Genomic DNA, 19,377 nt, shown 5'->3' with positions numbered 1-19,377 from the left:
TGGCTCCATCACTACAATCACCACCGCGGCCACACCGCACTCAAAGGCAAGTCACCCGCCGACCGCGTGCCCAACCTGTCCGGACAGAACACCTAGGGTGGCGTCCATGGGAGAGATGGCCGAGCAGGCCCAGCAGGCGCACGAGAGCCAATGGCTCGACCACGCGGTCCGGATCGGGTTGGTTGCCTACGGCGCCGTGCACCTCATGGTCGCCTGGCTCGCGGGCCAGCTCGCGCTGGGGGAGAAGTCCGAGAGCGCGTCCAACGCGGGCGCACTGCACGCGATCGCCGAGCAGCCGCTCGGCGCTGTGCTTCTCTGGACGATCGCGGTCGGGATGCTGCTGCTCGTCGTGTGGCGCGGTCTCGAGTTCGGGTTCGGCTATCGCGAGGTCGGCGACACCACGAAGCGCTGGCGCAAGCGGCTCGCCTCGCTCGGCAAGGGCGTCGTCTACGCCGCGCTGGGCGTGAGTGCCGTGAAGACCGCGGTCGGCAACGGGTCGTCGGGCGGCACCGACTCGACCACCGCGAAGGTCATGGACCTGCCGGCCGGCCAGTTCCTCGTCGGCGCCGTCGCGCTGGCGATCACCGGCTACGGCCTCCGGCTCGTCCACCGCGGCTGGACCGAGAAGTTCACCGAGCACCTCGACGCGCAGGGCCAGTCCGGCAACGACGGCTCGGCCTACATCATGTTCGGCAAGGTCGGCTACATCGCCAAGGGCATCGCCATCGCCATCGTGGGCGGCCTCTTCGGCTACGCCGCCATCACCCACCGGGCCAAGGAGTCGGGCGGCCTCGACCAGGCGCTGCAGACCGTGCTCGACCAGCCCTTCGGGCAGGCGCTCCTGATCGCCATGGCGCTGGGACTGGCCTGCTATGGATTGTTCTGTTTCGCCCGCGCTCGCCACTTGGACAGGTGATCACCGTGAAGACTGCGACCGAATGCGACGTCATCGTGCTGGGCCTCGGGCCCGGTGGTGAGTACGCCGCGCAGAAGCTCTCCGAGGCAGGCCTGGACGTGGTCGGCATCGAGCGCGACCTGGTCGGCGGCGAGTGCCCGTTCTACGGCTGCATCCCTTCGAAGATGATGATCCGCGCCGCGGACCTCGTCGCCGAGGTGGGCCACGCCGATGAGCTGGTCGGGCCGGCGTCGGTGACGCCCACGTGGTCCTACGTCTCGGAGCGGATCCGCAAGCAGGCGACCGACGACTGGAACGACGCGTCGCACGTGCAGCGCCTGACCGACGCGGGCGTGCGGATCGTGCGCGGCGACGGTCGGCTCACCGGCCCCGGCCGGGTGCGGGTCGGTGAGGACGAGTACGTCGCGGCCCGGGGGATCGTGCTCAACACCGGCACCGCGCCGGCGAGGCTGCCCATCGAGGGACTCGAGGCGACGCCGTACTGGACCAATCGCGAGGTCGTGAAGGTCGATGACCTGCCGTCGTCGCTGATCGTGATCGGCGGTGGCCCGATCGGGTGCGAGCTCGCGCAGGCGTTCGCCCGCTTCGGCTCGGAGGTCACGGTGCTGGAGGTCGCCGACCGCATCCTGTCCGTCGAGGAGCCGGAGACCTCCACCCTGATCGCCGGCATCTTCGCCGAGGAGGGGATCGCGGTCCGCACGGGCGTGCAGATCGAGCGGGTCGACCACGTGGACGGTGCCTTCGTGGTGAAGGTCGACGGCGAGGAGGTGCGCGCCGACCAGCTGCTCGTGGCGGCCGGTCGCAGCAACAACATCCGCGACATCGGGCTGGAGACCGTCGGCCTCGACCCGTCGGCGAAGACGGTCCCGACGGACGCCCACATGCGGGCGGCCGAGCGGCTCTGGGCGGTCGGGGACATCACCGGGCACGGCGCGTTCACCCACGTCTCGATGTACCAGGGCGAGGTCGCCGTCGCGAACATCCTCGGCACGGCGCCGTTGGAGGCGGACTACCGCGCGGTCGCGCGGGTCACCTTCACCGACCCCGAGGTGGGCTCCGTCGGGATCACCGAGGCGCAGGCGCGCGAGCAGGGCCTGTCCGTGCGGGTGGGGCACGCGCAGCTGCCGGAGTCGTCGCGAGGCTGGATCCACCAGGTCGGCAACGAGGGGTTGATCAAGCTCGTGGCCGACACCTCGCGTGGCGTGCTCGTCGGAGCGACGGCCGCCGGACCGTCCGGTGGTGAGGTCCTCGGGCTGCTGTCCCTGGCCGTGCACGCCGAGGTGCCGGTGGCGACGATCCGGCGGATGCACTTCGCCTACCCGACGTTCCACCGCGCCATCGAGGTCGCGCTGGAGGAGCTGGACTCGGCCGGAGAGCCGGTCTAGCCCGGTCTAGACACCCTGGTGGGCCAGCGCCAGCGCGGAGGTCACGAGATAGGTCCTGACCTGCTCGCCGGACACCCGGTCGATGCGCGGGATGCCCGGGGCCGCCTCGCTGACCAGCATGCCGACCCGGGCCAGCTGGAGCGCGCCGAGACCGCTGGCATAGAGCTGGTTGGCGAGCAGGGTCGTGTCGGTGACCTTGAAGTCGCCGCGCTCGACGCCCTCGTCGAGGATCTCGGAGAGCACGGCCAGGCAGCCGGAGATCGCGCGGCCGAGGCGGAACATCGCGCCTTCGCTGATCTCCTCCAGCAGCTCGGGGCCGGTCCGGCGCATCAGCGCCTGGGCACAGTCCACGAACGCCGGGTGTGCCAGGCCGTAGTCGACGAACGCCCCGACGGTCGCGCGCACGCGCTCGTCGCTCCCGGTGAGGTCCTCGACGCTGTCGGTGAGGGCGACGCGGAGCTCATCGAGGTAGCCGACCAGCGTCAGCGCGAAGAGCTCCTCCTTGCCGGTGAAGTGGCGATACACGATGGCCCGGTTGATCCCCACGGCCTGGGCGATGTCCTCGATCTGTGCGTCGCGCACACCGCGCTCGTCGAAGAGGGCGCGCGTCGCCTCGAGGATCTCGCGCTCGCGCTGGCGGCGGCGGGCCGCTGCGGCGGTGCGGCGGCCGTCGACTCGTGGGGTGTCATGAGCGGCGGTGGTCATACCCCGAGTCTAGGCGTCGTGCAACGGACAGTTACACACGTGTGACGGTTCTTTCACCAGGTCTTCAGCGCGAGGACGTCGTCGAGGGTGTCGGCCTCCGCCGCCGTCTTGTCATCGCGGTAGCGCACGACCCGCGCGAACCGCAGCGCGACGCCGCCGGGGTAGCGGCTCGAGCGCTGCAGGCCGTCGATCGCGATCTCCACGACCTGCTCCGGACGCACGTGCACGACCCACCCGTCGTCGGACGTCCTGAGCTCGCTGAAGCGCTCGGTCTGCCACGCCAGCATCTCGTCGGTCATCCCCTTGAAGGTCTTCCCGAGCATCACGAAGCCCCCGGTCTCCGGGTCCCGGGCGCCGAGGTGGATGTTGGACAGCAGGCCCGTACGCCGTCCGCTGCCCCACTCCACTGCGAGCACGACGAGGTCGAGGGTGTGGACGGGCTTGACCTTGACCCAGGCGGAGCCGCGTCGGCCGGCGTCGTAGGGCGCGGCGGGGTCCTTCACGATCACGCCCTCGTGGCCGCCGGCCAGCGTCTCGGCCACGAACTCGGCGGCCTGCTCCGGATCGTCGGTCACCAAGCGGCGTACGCGATGGGTCTCGGGCACGAGGGCGTCGAGCGCGGCCATCCGCGCGGTCCCGGGTGCGTCGAGCAGGTCGGTGCCGTCGAGGTGGAGGAGGTCGAAGAAGTAGGGCACGACGGCCGCCCCGCTGGCCTGGGCGGTGCGTGAAGCCGTCTCCTGGAAGGGACGGGGCCGCCCGTCGGGGCCGAGCATCAGTGCCTCGCCGTCGAGCACCAGGTCGCCTCCGGGCAGGTTTCTCACGACCTCGACGACCTCGGGCAGTCGGGCCGTGATGTCGTCGAGGCTGCGGGTCACCACGAGCACGTCCTCGCCGCGGCGGTGGACCTGGATCCGGATGCCGTCGAGCTTGGCGTCGATCGCCAGGGGGCCGCTCGACACGGCCTTGGTCATCGCGGCCTCGATGTCGGGTGCGCTGGACGCGAGCATCGGCAGGATCGGGCGCCCGACCTCGAGCCCGAGCTCCGACAATGCGGCCTCGCCGCCGCGGAAGGCCGCCACAGCGGCGGCCAGCGTGCTCCCGGAGAGCATCGCGGCGCGGCGTACGGCGACGAGCGGGACGTCGGCGACCTGGGCCACCGCCTCCTGCACGAGCGCGTCGAGCGCGCCCTGGCGGACCTCGCCGGTGACGAGGCCGCGCAGCCACGTCTGCTCGGTCGCGGTCGCCCGGCCGAACAGGGCCGTCACCGCCGCCTTGCGTGTGGCCTGCGACCCGGTGCCGGCGATGAGCGCGAGTGCGTCGAAGGCCTCGTGCACCTCCGTGACGCTCAGCGTCGACCCGGCCGCGGGCTCGGGAAGGTCGGACAGGCCGCGCCAGCCCAGCCCGGTGCGGCGCTGCCGGAGCGTGCCGCCGAGATAGCTCACCACCGTCTCGAGCTCGTCGGGCCCCGCGTGCCGCAGGGCGTCGGCCAGGGCGAGCACCTTGGCCTTGCGGGACCTGGTCGCGGCGACGGCGGCCGACGTGGCGACGATCTCGGCGAGGAGCATGGGGTCAGTCTGCCGCCCTCAGCCCCCGATGCGCGTGCGAACCTCGAACAGCTCGGGGAAGAACGTGAGGTCCAGGGCGCGGCGCAGGAAGTCGACGCCCGAGGAGCCGCCGGTGCCGACCTTGTGGCCGATGGTGCGTTGCACGACCTGGAGGTGCCGGAAGCGCCACTGCTGGAAGTTGTCCTCCACGTCGACCAGCTCCTCGCAGGTCTCGTAGACACCCCAGTGGTCGGCGGGCGCCGCGTAGACCTGCGCGAAGACCTCGACCAGCCCGGGGGAGGAGGGGTGCGAGCGGGTGACGTCGCGGGTCAGCACGTCGGCCGGCACGTTGTAGCCCCGCCGGGCGAGGTAGGCCAGGAACTCGTCGTACAGCGACGGCTCGCGGAGCAGGGTGGCGAGCGCGTCGCGCGCGGGCGGGTCGTGCTTGAAGACGGGCACCATGTCGGCGTCCTTGTTGCCGAGCAGGAACTCGACCTCGCGGTACTGCGCCGACTGGAAGCCCGAGGAGGTGGCGAGGAAGGGGCGGATCTCGGCGTACTCGCTCGGCGTCAGGGTCGCGAGCACCGACCACTGGTCGGTGAGCACGCGCTGGATGTGCTTGATCCGGGCGAGCCGCTTCAGGGCGGGGGACAGGTCGTCGCTGGCCAGCAGCGACCGCGCGGAGCGGAGCTCGTGCACCATCAGCTTCAGCCAGAGCTCGGAGGTCTGGTGCTGGACGATGAACAGCAGCTCGTCGTGCTGCGGGGGATCGCTCTGCGGCTGCTGGGCGCCCAGCAGCAGGTCGAGGCGCAGGTAGTCGCCGTACGACATCTGCTGGGTGAAGTCCTTCTCGATGCCTGCCTCGATCTCGCGGTGCTCTGCCATGTCCTCAACCTAGCGACCGTAAGGTTTCCGCATGCAGGCGCAGACCCGGGAGTGGCGGCCGGGCTGGCCGTGCCCGGCCGGCTCGATCCTGCGGCAGCAACGGCGCGGCAGCTCCGACCCGAGCTATCGCATCGACCCCGCTGGCGCCCACTGGCGCGGGGTGCGGACGCCTGTCGGCCCGGCGACGCTGCGCATCGAGCAGCGCCCGGATGGCGTCGTGCACGCGAGCGCGTGGGGCGCGGGCGCCGACTGGGTGCTCGAGTCCGTTCCCGGGCTGCTGGGGGCCGACGACGACGTGAGCGGGTTCGACCCGATCCACCCGCTGGTGGCGGAGGCGTGGCGCCGCCGACCGCACGGCAGGTTCGGTCGCAGCGGACTCGTGCTCCAGACGCTGATCCCGAGCATCATCGAGCAGAAGGTCACCGGCCAGGAGGCCTTCGCCGGCTACCGCTCCCTGGTCCTCCGGTACGGCGAGCGCGCACCCGGCCCCGGCGAGGACCTCAGGCTCTGGGTGCCCCCGGATGCGGCCACCGTGCGGATGATCCCGAGCTGGGCGTGGCTGGGGCTGCACGTCGACCAGGCGCGGTCGCGGGCGATCGTCACCGCGACCCGGGTGGCCGACGCGCTGGAGCGGCACGACGGGCCCGAGGACCTCGACCGGCGGCTGCGCAGCCTGCCCGGCATCGGGGTCTGGACCAGTGCCGAGGTGCGCGCACACGCGCTGGGCGACCCCGACGCCGTGAGCTTCGGCGACTACCACGTCGCCAAGGACATCGGCTGGGCGATGACCGGTACTCCCTTCACCGACGCCGAGCTCGCCGAGTTCCTCGAGCCGTGGCGGCCGCAGCGCAACCGGGCGGTCAGCCTGATCCACGGGTTCGCCGGTGGCCGGCCGCGCAGGGGGCCGCGGATGTCGCCGCGGACGCACCTGCCGGGACGCACGCCCGGTCGTCGCTAGCGGGGATCAGAGGAGCGGGCGCAGGGGAGCCAGCACGAACTCGGTGAACTTGCGGTGCAGGTCGCGGGCCTCCCACTCGTGGCTGGTGAGCTCGAGGGAGTTGGACTCGTCGCGCAGGAAGATCTCCTCCAGCACCGCGGCCATGGCCTCGTCGATCACCTCGACGTTGATCTCGTAGTTGCCCTGGAGGCTCAGGCGGTCGACGTTGGCGGTGCCGACCGTGGACCAGTTGCCGTCGATGGTCGACGTCTTGGCGTGCACCATCGCGTCCCTGTAGCGGAAGATCCGCACCCCGGAGTGGAGCAGCTGGGAGAAATAGCCGCGCGAGATCCAGTCGGCCACGATGTGGTTGGACTTCAGCGGCAGCAGCAGCCGCACGTCGACGCCACGGGCAGAGGCGTCCTTGAGCGCGTCGACGAAGTCCTGGTCGGGGATGAAGTAGGCGTGCGTCATCCAGATGTTGTTGGTCGCGCGGTTGATCGCCTCGAGGTACATCGAGCGGATCGGGAACATCCACAGCCGCGGCACGTTGCGCGCGAAGCGGATCCGCGGCTCCCACACCGACGCGGTCTCCAGCAGCAGCGGTCGCTCGCTGCGACCGATGCGCTTGCGGCGGTTGAGGTTCCAGAAGTCGGCGAACGCACGCTTGAGGTCCCACACCCCCGGGCCCGTGATGCGCACGTGGGTGTCGCGCCACTCGGTGGCGTACGGCGTACCGATGTTGTAGCCCCCGACGAACCCGACCTCCTCGTCGACGACCAGGATCTTGCGGTGGTCGCGTCCGTAGCGGCGCAGGTCCCAGAAGCGCAGGCCCGCGGACCAGATGGGGTAGCGCAGCACCTTCAGGGTGGCGGGGAAGCGGCGGAACCGGGGCGAGACGACGGTGTTGGCGAAGCCGTCGTAGATGCAGTAGACCTCGACGCCACGCTCCGCGGCCCGGATCAGCGCGGTCTTGAACCGCTCGCCGATCTCGTCGCCCTTCCAGATGTAGGTCTCGAAGAGGACCTGCTTCTTCGCCCCGTCGATGGCGGCGAGCATGTCGTCGTAGAGATCCATCCCGAAGGTGTACGTCGTGAGCGTCCCTTCGCCGATCTCGACCGTGCGCGGTGGGGTGACGGGGAAGGGCTTGGGCTTCTTGCCGCGGCGGCGGTAGGAGTCGACCAACGAGAGCGCGATGGCCAACGCGACCTGGAACCCGAAGACCGCCAGGAACGTCCGGCGGACGGAGGTCAGCACGCGGGCGGCAGTCACGGGGACAATCTAGCCACGGTCCGGCTACGGCGCGGGACTCCGTTGTCGGTGCCCACCCGTAGGCTCGAGACATGCGTCCAGTGACAGATCTCGAGCGCCGCGTGGCCCCGTTCAAAGTCGTCTCCGACTACACCCCGTCCGGCGACCAGCCGACCGCGATCGCGGAGATCACCGAGCGTGTCCGCGGCGGCGAGCAGGACATCGTCCTGCTCGGTGCCACCGGCACCGGCAAGACCGCCACCGTCGCCTGGGTGGCCGAGCAGCTGCAGCGACCGATGCTCGTGCTGCAGCCCAACAAGACGCTGGCTGCGCAGTTCGCCAACGAGCTCCGGATGCTCTTCCCGGACAACGCGGTCGAGTACTTCGTCAGCTACTACGACTACTACCAGCCCGAGGCCTACGTCCCCCAGACCGACACCTACATCGAGAAGGACTCCTCGATCAACGAGGAGGTCGAGCGGCTGCGGCACAGCGCGACCAACTCGCTGCTGACGCGACGCGACGTGATCGTGGTCAGCACGGTGTCGTGCATCTACGGCCTCGGGACCCCGCAGGAATACGTCGACCGGATGCTCCGGCTCCGGGTGGGCGAGGAGCACGACCGCGACTCGATCCTGCGCCGGCTCGTCGAGATCCAGTACACCCGCAACGACATGACCTTCACCCGTGGCACGTTCCGGGTCCGTGGCGACACCCTCGAGATCTTCCCGGTCTACGAGGAGCTCGCGGTGCGCATCGAGTTCTTCGGCGACGAGGTCGAGCGGCTGATGACGCTGCACCCGATCACCGGCGAGGTCATCACCGAGGACCAGGAGCTGCACATCTTCCCGGCGACCCACTACGTCGCCGGGCCCGAGCGCATGGAGCGCGCGATCAAGGGCATCGAGCTCGAGCTCGAGGACCAGCTCGCCACCTTCGAGCGGCAGGGCAAGCTGCTCGAGGCCCAGCGCCTGCGGATGCGCACGACCTACGACGTCGAGATGATGCGTCAGGTGGGGTCGTGCTCGGGCATCGAGAACTACTCGATGCACATGGACGGGCGCAGCCGCGGCTCGGCGCCCAACACGCTGCTCGACTACTTCCCCGAGGACTTCGTGCTGGTCGTCGACGAGTCCCACGTCGCCGTCCCGCAGATCGGTGGGATGTACGAGGGCGACATGTCGCGCAAGCGCAACCTCGTCGACCACGGCTTCCGGCTGCCGAGCGCCATGGACAACCGGCCGCTGAAGTTCGAGGAGTTCCTCGACCGGATCGGCCAGACGATCTACCTGTCCGCGACGCCGGGCAACTACGAGCTCGACAAGGTCGGCGGCAAGGCCAACACCGTCGAGCAGATCATCCGCCCGACCGGCCTGATCGACCCCGAGGTCGTGATCAAGCCGACCAAGGGCCAGATCGACGACCTGATCCACGAGATCCGCACCCGCTCGGAGAAGTCCGAGCGCGTCCTGGTCACCACGCTGACCAAGAAGATGTCCGAGGACCTCACCGACTACCTCCTCGACGCCGGCATCCGCACCCGCTACCTCCACTCCGAGGTCGACACCCTGCGCCGCATCGAGCTGCTCAAGGAGCTGCGGATGGGCGAGTACGACGTGCTCGTCGGCATCAACCTCCTCCGCGAGGGCCTCGACCTGCCCGAGGTGTCGCTCGTGTCGATCCTCGACGCCGACAAGGAGGGCTTCCTGCGCTCCGACAAGTCGCTGATCCAGACGATCGGTCGCGCGGCGCGCAACGTGTCGGGCCAGGTGCACATGTATGCCGACAAGATCACGCCCTCGATGGAGATGGCGATCGACGAGACCAACCGCCGCCGCGCGATCCAGGTCGCCTACAACACCGAGCGCGGCATCGACCCGCAGCCGCTGCGCAAGAAGATCGCCGACATCACCGAGATGCTCGCCCGCGAGGACGAGAACACCCAGGAGCTGCTCCAGACGTGGGCCGACGCCGGCGTCAAGGGTCGCGCCGGGGGAGTCAAGCCGGGCGGCAAGGCCGCGGTGGCACCGACGCCGGCGCTGTCCAAGCTCAAGAACACGCTGCCCGACGCCGCCGGCATCCCCTCCAGCGACCTGGCCGAGCTGATCCAGCAGCTCACCGACCAGATGCGCTCGGCTGCGGCCGAGCTGCAGTTCGAGGTCGCCGCCCGCATCCGCGACGAGGTCAACGAGCTCAAGAAGGAGCTCCGGCAAATGATGGAAGCCACCAAGTAGTTCCCGCTAGCGTCTGGCCATGACCTCATCTGCGATCGATCTCGGGCACTTCGCCTCCGGCGATGTCATCGACCTCATCCTGGCGGACCACGTGCGGTTCGAGACCCTGATGCGCCAGCTGCGCGACGCGTCCTCCGACCGGGACGCCGTGCGCCGGGCGTTCTCCGAGCTGCACGTGGCTCACGCGACCGCCGAGGAGGAGATCGTCTATCCGCGGCTGCGCCGCAAGGACGCGATCACCGCGCACGAGCAGGAGCACGGCAAGGAGGAGCACGCCGAGGGCAACGAGGCCCTGCTCGCGGTGCTCGAGCTCAAGGGCACGGGCACGAAGGCCTTCGACGAGGCGGTCGACAAGCTCTGCGAGGCGGTCAACCACCACCTCGCCGAGGAGGAGCTGACCATCCTCAACCCCGCCCGCGACGAGGTCGGGCCGCGGGTCCGGGCCGAGCTCGGCCTGGCGTTCGCGAAGCGACGCAACGAGCTGATCGCGCAGGGCTGCGGGTCGCTGGCGCAGGTGCGCGCCATCGTGAAGGCCGCCGAGCGCGAGGGCCTGCTCGACGACGCATAACCCCTCTCGACGCTGCCTCGTTGACCCGACCGTCACCGAAATGCCGCCGCCTCGTTGTCCAGAACGAGAACGTGTTCTATTCTTCGTCGGTCCGGTCAGGGAGGGTGGGGTGCATGGGTTTCTCTGCGGTCTCCGTCGTCCGCGGACCCGGCGAGCTCGCGGCCATGGTCATCGAGGTCACCAAGCTCACCTTCACGACCCGTTTCCAGTTCCGGGAGTTCATCGAGCAGGCGTGGTTCATCACCAGCGTCACGCTGATGCCCACGATCCTGGTCTCGATCCCGTTCGGTGCGGTGATCTCCCTCCAGGTCGGCAACCTCACCGGCCAGCTCGGCGCCCAGTCCTTCGCCGGCGCGACCGCGGTGCTGGCCACGGTCCGCGAGGCCGCGCCGATCGCCGCCGCCCTCATCATCGCCGGGGCCGCGGGGTCTGCGATCTGCTCCGACCTGGGCGCGCGCAAGATCCGCGAGGAGATCGACGCGATGGAGGTCCTCGGCGTCAACCCGATCGAGCGCCTCGTCGTGCCGCGCGCGCTCGCCACCGTCTTCGTCAGCCTGATGATCATCGGCATCGTGATCTCCGCCGGGATCGGCGGCGGCTACTTCTTCACCGTCATCGTCCAGGGCGGGTCCGCAGGCGCGTTCTTGTCCAGCTTCACCGCCCTGGCCTCGATCACCGATCTCTACGTCGCCATGGTCAAGGCCGCGCTCTTCGGCTTCCTGGCCGCCATCGTGGGCGCGCACAAGGGGCTCAACGCCGCGGGTGGACCCAGTGGCGTCGGCCGCGCGGTCAACGAGAGCGTGATCTTGGCCTTCATGCTGCTGTTCTTCCTCAACGCGATCATCACAGCGCTGTACTTCCAGCTCGTGCCGCAGCCGGGGCTGTGATCGCGTGAGCGCAGTGATGGATGCCGGGACCGCGGTCGTCAGGACCGGACGCAACCGCCTCGAGGAGTACGGCGACCAGCTGCTCTTCTACGCCAAGGCGCTGGCGTGGACCCCGCGCGCCCTGCGCAGCTACCGACGCGAGATCTACAACACGCTGGCCGAGGTGGCGTTCGGCGCCGGCGGTCTGACCCTGATCGCGGGCACCGCCGGCGTGATCGCCTTCCTCGCCTTCTTCGCCGGCACCGAGGTCGGCATCCAGGGCTATGCGTCGCTGAGCCAGATCGGGGTCGCCAAGTTCACGGCCTTCATCTCGGCCTACTTCAACACCCGCGAGGTCGCGCCCCTGGTGTCCTCGATCGCGCTCGCGGCGACGGTCGGGTGCGGCTACACCGCGCGGCTCGGCGCGATGCGGATCTCCGAGGAGATCGACGCGCTCGAGGTGATGGGCATCCCGAGCCTGCCGTTCCTGGTGACGACCCGGATGATCGCGGCCTTCATCGCCGTCATCCCGCTCTACATCATCGCCCTGCTGTCGTCCTACCTCTCGCCGCGGCTGATCACGACGCTGATCTACAAACAGTCCGCCGGCACCTACGACCACTACTTCATCCAGTTCCTGCCACCGATCGACATGCTCTGGTCGTTCCTCAAGCTGATCATCCTGGCCGTCATGATCATCTTGATCCACTGCTACTACGGCTACACCGCCAGCGGCGGACCGGCCGGCGTCGGCATGGCCGTGGGCAAGGCGATCCGCACCTCCATCGTCACGGTCGTGGTCGCCGACTTCTTCCTGAGCTTCGCGATCTGGGGCTCCACCACCACCGTGCGGATCACGGGGTAGTCGCCGTGCTCGTCAACATCCACCACGACTCCAAGGCGGAGCACCTGCGACTGCTCGTCGCCGGCGTCGCCTACCTCACCGCGATGGCCCTGCTGATCGCGCTGTCGATCGCGATCTACCAGAAGAAGTTCATCGACGTCACCACGATCAAGGTCCAGGCAGACCGGGCAGGACTCCAGCTCGCCAAGTTCGGCGACGTCCGCATGCATGGCGCGCTGGTCGGCGACGTACGCGCCATCGAGCAGGACGGCGAGCAGGCCGTCATCACCCTCGCGCTGCGCCCGGAGGCGGCCCGCACGATCCCGGACAACGTCGAGGTGGAGATCCTGCCGACGACGCTCTTCGGGCAGAAGTACGTCTCGCTGGTGCCGCCGACGAGCAACGTGTCGCCCACGATGCTGACCGACAATGCGGTGATCCCGGCCAGCCGGGTGCGCACCAACGTCGAGATCCAGACGGTCCTGGCCAACCTGTTCCCGCTGCTGCGCGCGGTCAAGCCGGCCGACCTCAACGCCACCCTCTACGCCCTGTCGCACGCGCTGACCGGCAAGGGCGACGACCTCGGGGAGACCCTCGAGGAGCTCGACGCCTACCTCATCGAGATCAACGACCACCTGCCCCAGCTGCGCACGGACATGAAGCTGCTGGCCGAGGTCGCGCAGACCTACGAGCTGGCCGCACCCGACCTGCTGCGGCTGCTGCGCAACGCGACCGTCTCGGCGCGCACGCTCGTGCAGAAGAAGGCCGAGTTCGGCGAGACGCTGCGTGCGATCACCGGACTCTCGGTGAGCACCCGCAACACGCTCTCGGCCAACGAGCAGGCCCTGATCCAGCAGGGCCGGTACGGCGTCCCGCTGCTGTCGCTCCTCGACACCTACTCGCCGCAGCTGCCCTGCATGCTGGACGGGATCGTGCGCCAGAAGGCCAACACCCAGAACGTCTTCCAGGACGGGATCATCCACCAGACCCTCGAGCTGGGGGCGCCACAGCGCAAGTCCTACACCGCTGCCGACGCGCCGGTCTACGGCGAGGTCGGCCACGGGCCGTGGTGCCTGGGCCTGCCGGCGAACTACCAGAACCCGGCTCCCTTCCTGCCCCTCAAGGACGGCACGTCCGACGACGAGCCGGGAGGTGGGCTGGAGTGAACGCACGCAACGCCACCACCGTGGCCGCCGGCATCAAGCTGGGCATCTTCACCCTCGTCTCGATCATCTTCACCACCACGCTCGCCGTCATCATGGGCGGCATCGGGCTGGGGGACCACACCGAGTACAACGGCATCTTCGCCAGCGCCAGCGAGCTGAAGAAGGGTGACGACGTGCGCGTCGCCGGTGTCTCGGTGGGCGAGGTGACCGACGTCGAGATCTACGAGGCCAACCGGGCGCGGATCTCGTTCACGGTCAAGAGCGACGTTCCGATGACCACCGACTCGCGAGCCAGCGTCCGCTTCCTCAACCTCGTCGGCGACCGCTACCTCGCCCTCGAGCAGGGGAGTCCCGAAGCGAAGCGGCTGCCGGCGGACGGCACGCTGCCGCTCGGCCAGACCAGCCCCGCCCTCAACCTGACAGCGCTCTTCAACGGGTTCCAGCCGCTCTTCGCGGCGCTCAACCCCGAGGACGTCAACGAGCTCTCGATGAACCTCATCCAGGTGCTGCAGGGCGAGGGCGGCACCATCACCGGCCTGCTCCAGCAGACCGGCGAGCTCACCAACTCGCTGGCCGACCGCGACCAGCTGATCGGCGAGGTCATCGTCAACCTGACCACGCTGATGAAGACGGTCGACGGCCACCACCAGCAGCTCGGTGCGCTCATCACCAACCTGAAGAAGTGGACCGGCAACGTCGCCCGCGACCGGTTCACCATCGGCCGGTCGCTGGAGAACATCTCCGCGCTGTCGGTGACGCTCTCCGACCTGCTGACGCAGACGCGTCCGCTGCTCAAGAAGGACGTCGCCGAGCTGCGCCGGCTCTTCACGGTGCTGGCGCGACCGGAGAACAAGGCAATGCTCGACAAGACGCTGGAGACGCTGCCGACCATGCTGGCGCGACAGACCCGGATCGGGGTCTACGGATCCTGGTACAACTACTACCTCTGCGAGTTCACCGGCGGGATCGTGCTGCCCAGCGAGCTGGCCAAGACGCTGCCGCCGGACGTGGTCAAGCAGATCGCCCAGTTCACCATGCACTCGACCGTGGACAGGTGCGATCGCTGATGGCCCGCCACTCCGACGCCAAGATCCTGCGCCTGGGCGCCATCACCCTGGTGTGCCTGCTGGTCGTGATGGCCGCGTCCTTCAACCTGCAGAAGTTCCCCGGCTTCCGCGGCACGACCTACCACGCCGAGTTCATCGATGCGAGCGGCCTGCACGTCGGCAGCGAGGTCCAGGTCGCCGGCATCCGGGTCGGTCGCGTGCAGGACATCCGGATCGACCAGGAGAAGGTGGTTGTCGACTTCGAGGTCAAGGACGCCACCCTCGGCGACGAGTCGAAGGCCGAGGTCCAGGTGCAGAACCTCCTCGGCGAGAAGTTCCTGCACCTGACCACGATCGGCGACGACGAGCTCGACGCCGGCGGCACGATCCCGGTCGATCGCACCGACGTCACCTTCGACATCGTCGGCACCCTCGGCCAGCTGACCACGCAGACCGAGGAGACCCAGAAGAAGTCGCTCTCGGAGGCGCTCGACACCCTGGCGACGGTCATCGACCAGGCCGCCCCCGAGGTGCGGAGCAGCTTCACCGGCATCTCCCGGCTGTCGCAGACGATCGCCTCGCGCGACGAGGAGATCGGCGACCTGCTGGAGAGCTCGGCGCAGGTGACGAGCCTGCTCGACGAGCGCAAGGGCGACCTGGTGCAGCTGATGTCCAACGCCGACCTCGTGTTCGCCGAGCTGCGCAAGCGCAAGCAGGCGATCCACGACCTGCTCGTCAACGTGCGCCAGCTGGCCGACGACCTCGAGGGCCTGGTCGAGGACAACCGCGAGCAGCTCAGGCCGACCCTCGACAAGCTCGACGAGGTCCTGTCCTTCCTCCAGCAGCGCGAGGACAAGCTGCAGACCCTGCTCCACAACTACGGGCCCTACGTGAACATCCTCGGCAACATCATCGGCACCGGCCCGTGGTTCGATGCCTACGTCCCCAACATCACCGGGGTCTTCTCCGGCGAGTTCGTCCCGGGACCGAGGTGAGCTGACAGTGTTCGAGCGCATCTCTGCCAAGACACTCGGGATCGGGCTGGCCCTGGTCCTGCTGGCCGCCGCCGTCATCTCCTTCCTGCCCAGCCAGGACACGCGCACAGCCTCCCTGCACTTCTCCCGCACCGTCGCGATCTATCCCGGCTCCGAGCTGCGCGTGATGGGCGTCAAGATCGGCCAGGTCGACGCGGTGGTGCCCGAGGGCAACTCCGTGCGGCTGGACGTCACCTACGACTCCCGCTACACGCTGCCCGCCGACGCCGAGGCCGCGATCGTCACCCCGACCCTCGTCGCCGACCGCTTCGTCCAGGTCTTCCCGGTGTACGTCGATGGCGAGCCCGCCCTCGAGGACGGAGCCGACATCCCGCTCGAGCGGACCAACACCCCGATCGAGCTCGACCGGATGTACAAGGCGCTCGACGACGTCTCGCTGGCCCTGGGCCCGAAGCCCGGTCAGCAGTCCGGCCCGCTCAACAACGTCATCACCGCGGGTGCGAAGGCGCTCGAGGGCAACGGCGCGCTGGGCGGTGAGGCGATCCGCAACCTCTCCGCCGCGGTGGAGACCTTCAGCGACAACCGTGGCCCGCTCTTCGAGAACGTCCGCTCGCTGGCGTCGCTGAGCGAGACGCTCGCCGCCAACGACGCGCTCGTCAACCGCTTCATCGGCAACCTGGCCGGGGTCTCCTCCCAGCTCGAGGGGGAGCGGACCGAGCTGCGCAAGGTGCTCGTAGCACTGGCGCGCGTCCTGGGCACCGTCCGCGGGTTCGTCAAGGAGAACCGGGGCAAGCTGTCCAAGGACATCGAGCTGCTTGGGTCGGTGCTCGGGACGGTCGAGAAGGAGAAGGACGCGCTCGCGCTGGTGGCCCAGAAGGGCCCGCTGGCGATGGGCAACCTCGCCGTCGCCTTCGACCCGGTCACCGGCACCTTCGGCTCGCGCGTCAACGCGGCGCCCGCCTTCGAGGACCCGGCCGAGTTCCTGTGCGAGACCCTGAAGAACAACGCCACGATCAAGGCGCCCCAGGAGGTCTGCCAGCTGCTCACCGAGGTGCTCGGGCCGGTCCTCGGCACGCAGGGCGGCCGGAGCAAGGCCCAGCAGGCCGGCCGGCAGCCGGGGCAGCAGGGCAGCCAGGCGCCCGCCCCGACCGGCGACATCGGAGCCCTCATCGGAGGTGGCCAGGGATGACCCGACTCGCTGGACTCGTGCTCGCGCTCCTCGTCCTGATGACCGGCTGCGACTTCGACGGCGCCTACGACCTACCGCTGCCCGGCGGGCCCAACACGGTCGCCGAGGAGGACGGTTACGAGGTCACCGCCGACTTCACCGACGTGCTCAACGTCGTGCCGCGCACACCGGTGATGGTCGACGACGTCCCGGTGGGGCAGGTGCTCGAGGTCGAGCGCGATGGCTGGCACGCCGAGGTGACCATGCGGGTGCGTGAGGACGTCGACCTTCCCGGCAGCGTGGTCGCGGAGGTGCGCCAGACCAGCCTGCTGGGGGAGAAGTACACCGCGCTGGTGGTGCCCACCGGCGGCCAGCGGGTCGTCGCGGCCGCCGATGCGGCCGGTCGGCTCTCGGACGGCGACCACATCCCGCTCGCCCAGACCGGCCGCAACCCCGAGGTCGAAGAGGTGCTCGGGGCGCTGTCCTTCCTGCTCAGCGGAGGCGGAGTCGCGCAGATCAAGACGATCAGCCAGGAGCTGAACGCGATGATGAGCGGCCGCTCCGACGAGCTTCGTGACGTGCTGAGCCAGGTCGAGTCCCTGGTGAGCGCGCTGAACGGCCAGAAGGACGACCTGATCACGGCCTTCCACTCGGTCAACGACCTGAGCAAGACCTTGGTCGAGGAGAAGAAGGTCATCGCTGACGCGCTCGACTCCATGGGCCCGGCGCTCGACGTGCTCAACGAGCAGCACGACGCGCTGGTGCGGATGCTGACGGAGCTGGACAAGCTCGGTGTGGTCGGCACCCGGGTCATCAACGCCACCAAGGACGACCTGATCTCCCAGCTGCGCCACCTCGAGCCGGTGCTGCGCAAGCTGGCCGACGTGGACGAGAACCTCATCCCCGGCCTGGTGTCGCTCGCCAGCTATCCCTTCCCGCTCGAGGCCGCGGACGTGATCAAGGGCGACTACGCCAACGTCGCGTTCCTGATGCAGATCAAGTTGACCCCGGTCTCCGACGGCGGCCTGATCCCGAGCACGCTGGAGGACCTCCAGCAGCTCTGCATCACGACGCCGCTGGCACCGTTGTGCACGCAGACCGACACCGCGGTCGAGGAGCTCTGCGGCAACGTCCCCGGCCTGCCGCTGTGCCGCCCGGCCACGCTGGCGCGGGTCCCGGCCGCCCTGGACAAGTCGGCACTGAGAGGTGTGCGATGACCCGCGGCGTACGCATCCGGCTGATCGCCTTCATCGTGGTCAGCGCGCTGGGGATCCTCTACGTCTCGAGCAGCTACCTCGGTCTGGTCGACCGCGTCCTCGGCCGCGGCATCGAGGCCCACGTGACGCTGCCGACCTCCGGCGGGCTGTTCATCGGCTCCGAGGTCACCTATCGCGGCGTCAAGATCGGCAAGGTGTCCGACATGACGGTCACCGGCGACGGCCTCAACGTCGACCTCGCGCTCGACGAGGAGACCCGGCTGCCGGTCAACTCGCCGATGTACGTCCACAACCTCTCCGCGGTGGGCGAGCAGTACCTCGACTTCGAGCCGCCCGCCCGCAGCGGCCCGTTCGTGCAGGACGGCGACCGGCTCACCGGTGACGCCGGGTCGCTGCCCATCGGCGAGGACGTGCTGCTGCGTCACCTCAGCTCGTTGATCGGCTCGGTCGACAAGAAGAACCTCGGCACCGTCGTCGACGAGCTCGGCGACATGTTCCGCGACAACGCGACGCCGCTGCGCGCCCTGGTGGACAACGGCCAGGCGTTCATCCTGGAGGCCCGGGAGAACCAGGACGCCACCATCCGGCTGCTCGATGCGGCCCAGCCGGTGCTGGAGACCCAGGCGGCCAACAAGGAGAACATCCGCTCCTTCGCGCGCGACCTCGCGCTGCTCACCGACACGCTGGCGGCCTCCGACAAGGACGTGCGCAAGGTCCTGACCGAGGCGCCGGGCGCCGCCACCGAGGTGCAGGCGCTGGTCGAGGACCTGCGTGCGGTGCTGCCCGAGTTCCTCGTCAACACCGTCGAGGTGACCCGGGTGCTGGCCGAGCGCCGCGACGGCCTCGAGCAGCTCCTCGTCACCTTCCCGCGCCTGCTGGCGGCCGGCCCGTCGGCGCTGGCCGACCTCGACGGCCAGAAGTACGGCCGGGTCAACCTGAACCTCAACCAGGAGCCGCCGCCGTGCACCGACGGCTATCTCCCGGCGTCCGAGCGACGTTCACCCAACGAGACATCCTTCGTCGAGTTCTTCCCAGCGGAGTGTCGCAGCGGGGCGCCTGTCAATATGCGTGGCATGAAGTACGCACCGCCGCCCAAGCCCGTCCAGCAACGGGCCATCGACGTGATCACCGGGGCCAGCTGATGAACCTGCGACGTTTCAACCTCCTGCTGCTGGTGCTCGGGCTGGTGCTCGGCGCGACGCTGGCGGTGCTCCTCACGCGGGGCAGTGCGGCCCTGCCCGGCGAGACCGAGGCCGAGCAGCGGGGTCAGCAGTACGTCGAGGTGAGCCGGGCCGCGGCCGCGCAGGTCCAGGCCTTCCTCGCGATCGACCACGAGCAGGTCGACGAGCAGGCCCAGACCGTGCTCGACGGCGCGACCGGCGACTTCAAGCAGCAGTACGCCGACGAGCTGGACAGCCTCAAGCAGTCGGCCGAGGAGCAGCAGTCGACGGCGGTAGCGAGCGTGCTCGAGGTCGGGATCAGCGACATCGACGCGACGACCGCGAAGGTGTTCGTCGCGGCCAACACCGAGGTCACCAGCAAGTCGACCGCCGGCGAGGCGCGCACCGTGCCCTGGCGGATCCAGCTCGACATGGAGAAGGTCGATGGGCGCTGGCTCACCTCCGGCCTCCAGTTCGTGGGATGAGAGCG

Annotated in this window: 18 protein-coding genes; 14 read left to right on the top strand and 4 right to left on the bottom strand. The window is 69.4% G+C overall.

Going from position 1 to position 19,377, the window contains the following annotated elements; genetic code table 11:
- The first annotated feature begins 106 nt into the window (after nt 1-106).
- Complete coding sequence (locus C9J87_RS10705) at nt 107-916, top strand: DUF1206 domain-containing protein (RefSeq protein ID WP_010833158.1); 810 nt, start codon at nt 107-109, stop codon at nt 914-916.
- 5 nt (nt 917-921) lie between these two features.
- Complete coding sequence (locus C9J87_RS10700) at nt 922-2,301, top strand: dihydrolipoyl dehydrogenase family protein (protein ID WP_107705521.1); 1,380 nt, start codon at nt 922-924, stop codon at nt 2,299-2,301.
- 6 nt (nt 2,302-2,307) lie between these two features.
- Here the strand turns inward: C9J87_RS10700 and C9J87_RS10695 are convergent, their stop codons facing one another.
- The 3 genes from C9J87_RS10695 to C9J87_RS10685 are packed head-to-tail and all read right to left on the bottom strand — an operon-like array spanning nt 2,308 to nt 5,435.
- A complete protein-coding gene (locus C9J87_RS10695; RefSeq protein ID WP_107705507.1) occupies nt 2,308-3,006 on the bottom strand; it encodes a TetR/AcrR family transcriptional regulator in 699 nt (232 codons plus the stop codon).
- A 53-nt stretch (nt 3,007-3,059) separates the two neighbouring features.
- On the bottom strand, nt 3,060-4,571 hold the full coding sequence (locus C9J87_RS10690; RefSeq protein WP_107705506.1) for an ATP-dependent DNA ligase: 1,512 nt from the start codon (nt 4,569-4,571) through the stop codon (nt 3,060-3,062).
- An 18-nt stretch (nt 4,572-4,589) separates the two neighbouring features.
- Nucleotides 4,590-5,435, bottom strand: a complete 846-nt coding sequence (locus tag C9J87_RS10685; protein WP_107705505.1) for a tryptophan 2,3-dioxygenase — start codon at nt 5,433-5,435, stop codon at nt 4,590-4,592.
- A gap of 31 nt (nt 5,436-5,466) precedes the next feature.
- On the opposite strand from C9J87_RS10685, the gene C9J87_RS10680 reads away from it, so the two are divergent.
- On the top strand, nt 5,467-6,393 hold the full coding sequence (locus tag C9J87_RS10680) for a DNA-3-methyladenine glycosylase family protein (protein WP_010833153.1): 927 nt from the start codon (nt 5,467-5,469) through the stop codon (nt 6,391-6,393).
- Between the two features lie 6 nt (nt 6,394-6,399).
- Here C9J87_RS10680 and C9J87_RS10675 read toward each other — a convergent pair whose 3' ends face one another.
- Entirely contained in the window at nt 6,400-7,644 is a 1,245-nt protein-coding gene (locus C9J87_RS10675) for a phospholipase D-like domain-containing protein (RefSeq protein WP_036490749.1), read from the bottom strand.
- Nucleotides 7,645-7,715: 71 nt separating this feature from the next.
- On the opposite strand from C9J87_RS10675, the gene uvrB reads away from it, so the two are divergent.
- The 11 genes from uvrB to C9J87_RS10620 all read left to right on the top strand — a co-directional run bounded on the left by uvrB (nt 7,716) and on the right by C9J87_RS10620 (nt 19,372).
- The gene (gene uvrB, locus C9J87_RS10670) at nt 7,716-9,857 is read left to right on the top strand and encodes an excinuclease ABC subunit UvrB (RefSeq protein ID WP_107705504.1); all 2,142 of its coding nucleotides are present in this window, start codon (nt 7,716-7,718) and stop codon (nt 9,855-9,857) included.
- A gap of 19 nt (nt 9,858-9,876) precedes the next feature.
- A complete protein-coding gene (locus tag C9J87_RS10665) occupies nt 9,877-10,425 on the top strand; it encodes a hemerythrin domain-containing protein (protein ID WP_107705503.1) in 549 nt (182 codons plus the stop codon).
- Nucleotides 10,426-10,538: 113 nt separating this feature from the next.
- Nucleotides 10,539-11,312, top strand: coding sequence for an MlaE family ABC transporter permease (locus tag C9J87_RS10660; protein WP_010833149.1), 774 nt, complete (start codon nt 10,539-10,541; stop codon nt 11,310-11,312).
- Nucleotides 11,313-11,328: 16 nt separating this feature from the next.
- Nucleotides 11,329-12,156, top strand: a complete 828-nt coding sequence (locus tag C9J87_RS10655) for an MlaE family ABC transporter permease (RefSeq protein WP_010833148.1) — start codon at nt 11,329-11,331, stop codon at nt 12,154-12,156.
- Nucleotides 12,157-12,161: 5 nt separating this feature from the next.
- Nucleotides 12,162-13,301 carry an MCE family protein gene (locus C9J87_RS10650; protein WP_010833147.1) on the top strand — a complete coding sequence of 380 codons (1,140 nt, stop codon included), beginning with the start codon at nt 12,162-12,164 and terminating at the stop codon, nt 13,299-13,301.
- Nucleotides 13,298-14,368, top strand: a complete 1,071-nt coding sequence (locus C9J87_RS10645; RefSeq protein WP_010833146.1) for an MCE family protein — start codon at nt 13,298-13,300, stop codon at nt 14,366-14,368. The genes C9J87_RS10650 and C9J87_RS10645 overlap by 4 nt, the downstream gene beginning before the upstream one ends.
- Nucleotides 14,356-15,342 carry an MCE family protein gene (locus C9J87_RS10640; protein WP_010833145.1) on the top strand — a complete coding sequence of 329 codons (987 nt, stop codon included), beginning with the start codon at nt 14,356-14,358 and terminating at the stop codon, nt 15,340-15,342. The genes C9J87_RS10645 and C9J87_RS10640 overlap by 13 nt, the downstream gene beginning before the upstream one ends.
- A 7-nt stretch (nt 15,343-15,349) precedes the next feature.
- The gene (locus tag C9J87_RS10635) at nt 15,350-16,531 is read left to right on the top strand and encodes an MCE family protein (RefSeq protein WP_010833144.1); all 1,182 of its coding nucleotides are present in this window, start codon (nt 15,350-15,352) and stop codon (nt 16,529-16,531) included.
- Entirely contained in the window at nt 16,528-17,727 is a 1,200-nt protein-coding gene (locus C9J87_RS10630; RefSeq protein WP_107705502.1) for an MCE family protein, read from the top strand. The genes C9J87_RS10635 and C9J87_RS10630 overlap by 4 nt, the downstream gene beginning before the upstream one ends.
- A complete protein-coding gene (locus tag C9J87_RS10625) occupies nt 17,724-18,869 on the top strand; it encodes an MCE family protein (protein WP_107705501.1) in 1,146 nt (381 codons plus the stop codon). The genes C9J87_RS10630 and C9J87_RS10625 overlap by 4 nt, the downstream gene beginning before the upstream one ends.
- Nucleotides 18,869-19,372 carry a hypothetical protein gene (locus C9J87_RS10620; protein WP_107705500.1) on the top strand — a complete coding sequence of 168 codons (504 nt, stop codon included), beginning with the start codon at nt 18,869-18,871 and terminating at the stop codon, nt 19,370-19,372. The genes C9J87_RS10625 and C9J87_RS10620 overlap by 1 nt, the downstream gene beginning before the upstream one ends.
- Nucleotides 19,373-19,377: the final 5 nt, after the last annotated feature.

This window comes from Nocardioides allogilvus, from assembly GCF_003047285.1.
GTDB lineage: Bacteria > Actinomycetota > Actinomycetes > Propionibacteriales > Nocardioidaceae > Nocardioides > Nocardioides allogilvus.
This window is presented reverse-complemented; position numbering and strand designations above follow the sequence as displayed.

Coding starts and splice junctions, on each gene's coding strand:
- C9J87_RS10705 (WP_010833158.1), top strand. CDS start 107: ATGGGAGAGATGGCCGAGCAGGCCCAGCAGGCGCACGAGAGCCAATGG.
- C9J87_RS10685 (WP_107705505.1), bottom strand. CDS start 5,435: ATGGCAGAGCACCGCGAGATCGAGGCAGGCATCGAGAAGGACTTCACC.
- C9J87_RS10625 (WP_107705501.1), top strand. CDS start 17,724: ATGACCCGCGGCGTACGCATCCGGCTGATCGCCTTCATCGTGGTCAGC.
- C9J87_RS10655 (WP_010833148.1), top strand. CDS start 11,329: ATGGATGCCGGGACCGCGGTCGTCAGGACCGGACGCAACCGCCTCGAG.
- C9J87_RS10620 (WP_107705500.1), top strand. CDS start 18,869: ATGAACCTGCGACGTTTCAACCTCCTGCTGCTGGTGCTCGGGCTGGTG.
- C9J87_RS10680 (WP_010833153.1), top strand. CDS start 5,467: ATGCAGGCGCAGACCCGGGAGTGGCGGCCGGGCTGGCCGTGCCCGGCC.
- C9J87_RS10665 (WP_107705503.1), top strand. CDS start 9,877: ATGACCTCATCTGCGATCGATCTCGGGCACTTCGCCTCCGGCGATGTC.
- C9J87_RS10695 (WP_107705507.1), bottom strand. CDS start 3,006: ATGACCACCGCCGCTCATGACACCCCACGAGTCGACGGCCGCCGCACC.
- uvrB (WP_107705504.1), top strand. CDS start 7,716: ATGCGTCCAGTGACAGATCTCGAGCGCCGCGTGGCCCCGTTCAAAGTC.
- C9J87_RS10630 (WP_107705502.1), top strand. CDS start 16,528: ATGACCCGACTCGCTGGACTCGTGCTCGCGCTCCTCGTCCTGATGACC.
- C9J87_RS10660 (WP_010833149.1), top strand. CDS start 10,539: ATGGGTTTCTCTGCGGTCTCCGTCGTCCGCGGACCCGGCGAGCTCGCG.
- C9J87_RS10690 (WP_107705506.1), bottom strand. CDS start 4,571: ATGCTCCTCGCCGAGATCGTCGCCACGTCGGCCGCCGTCGCCGCGACC.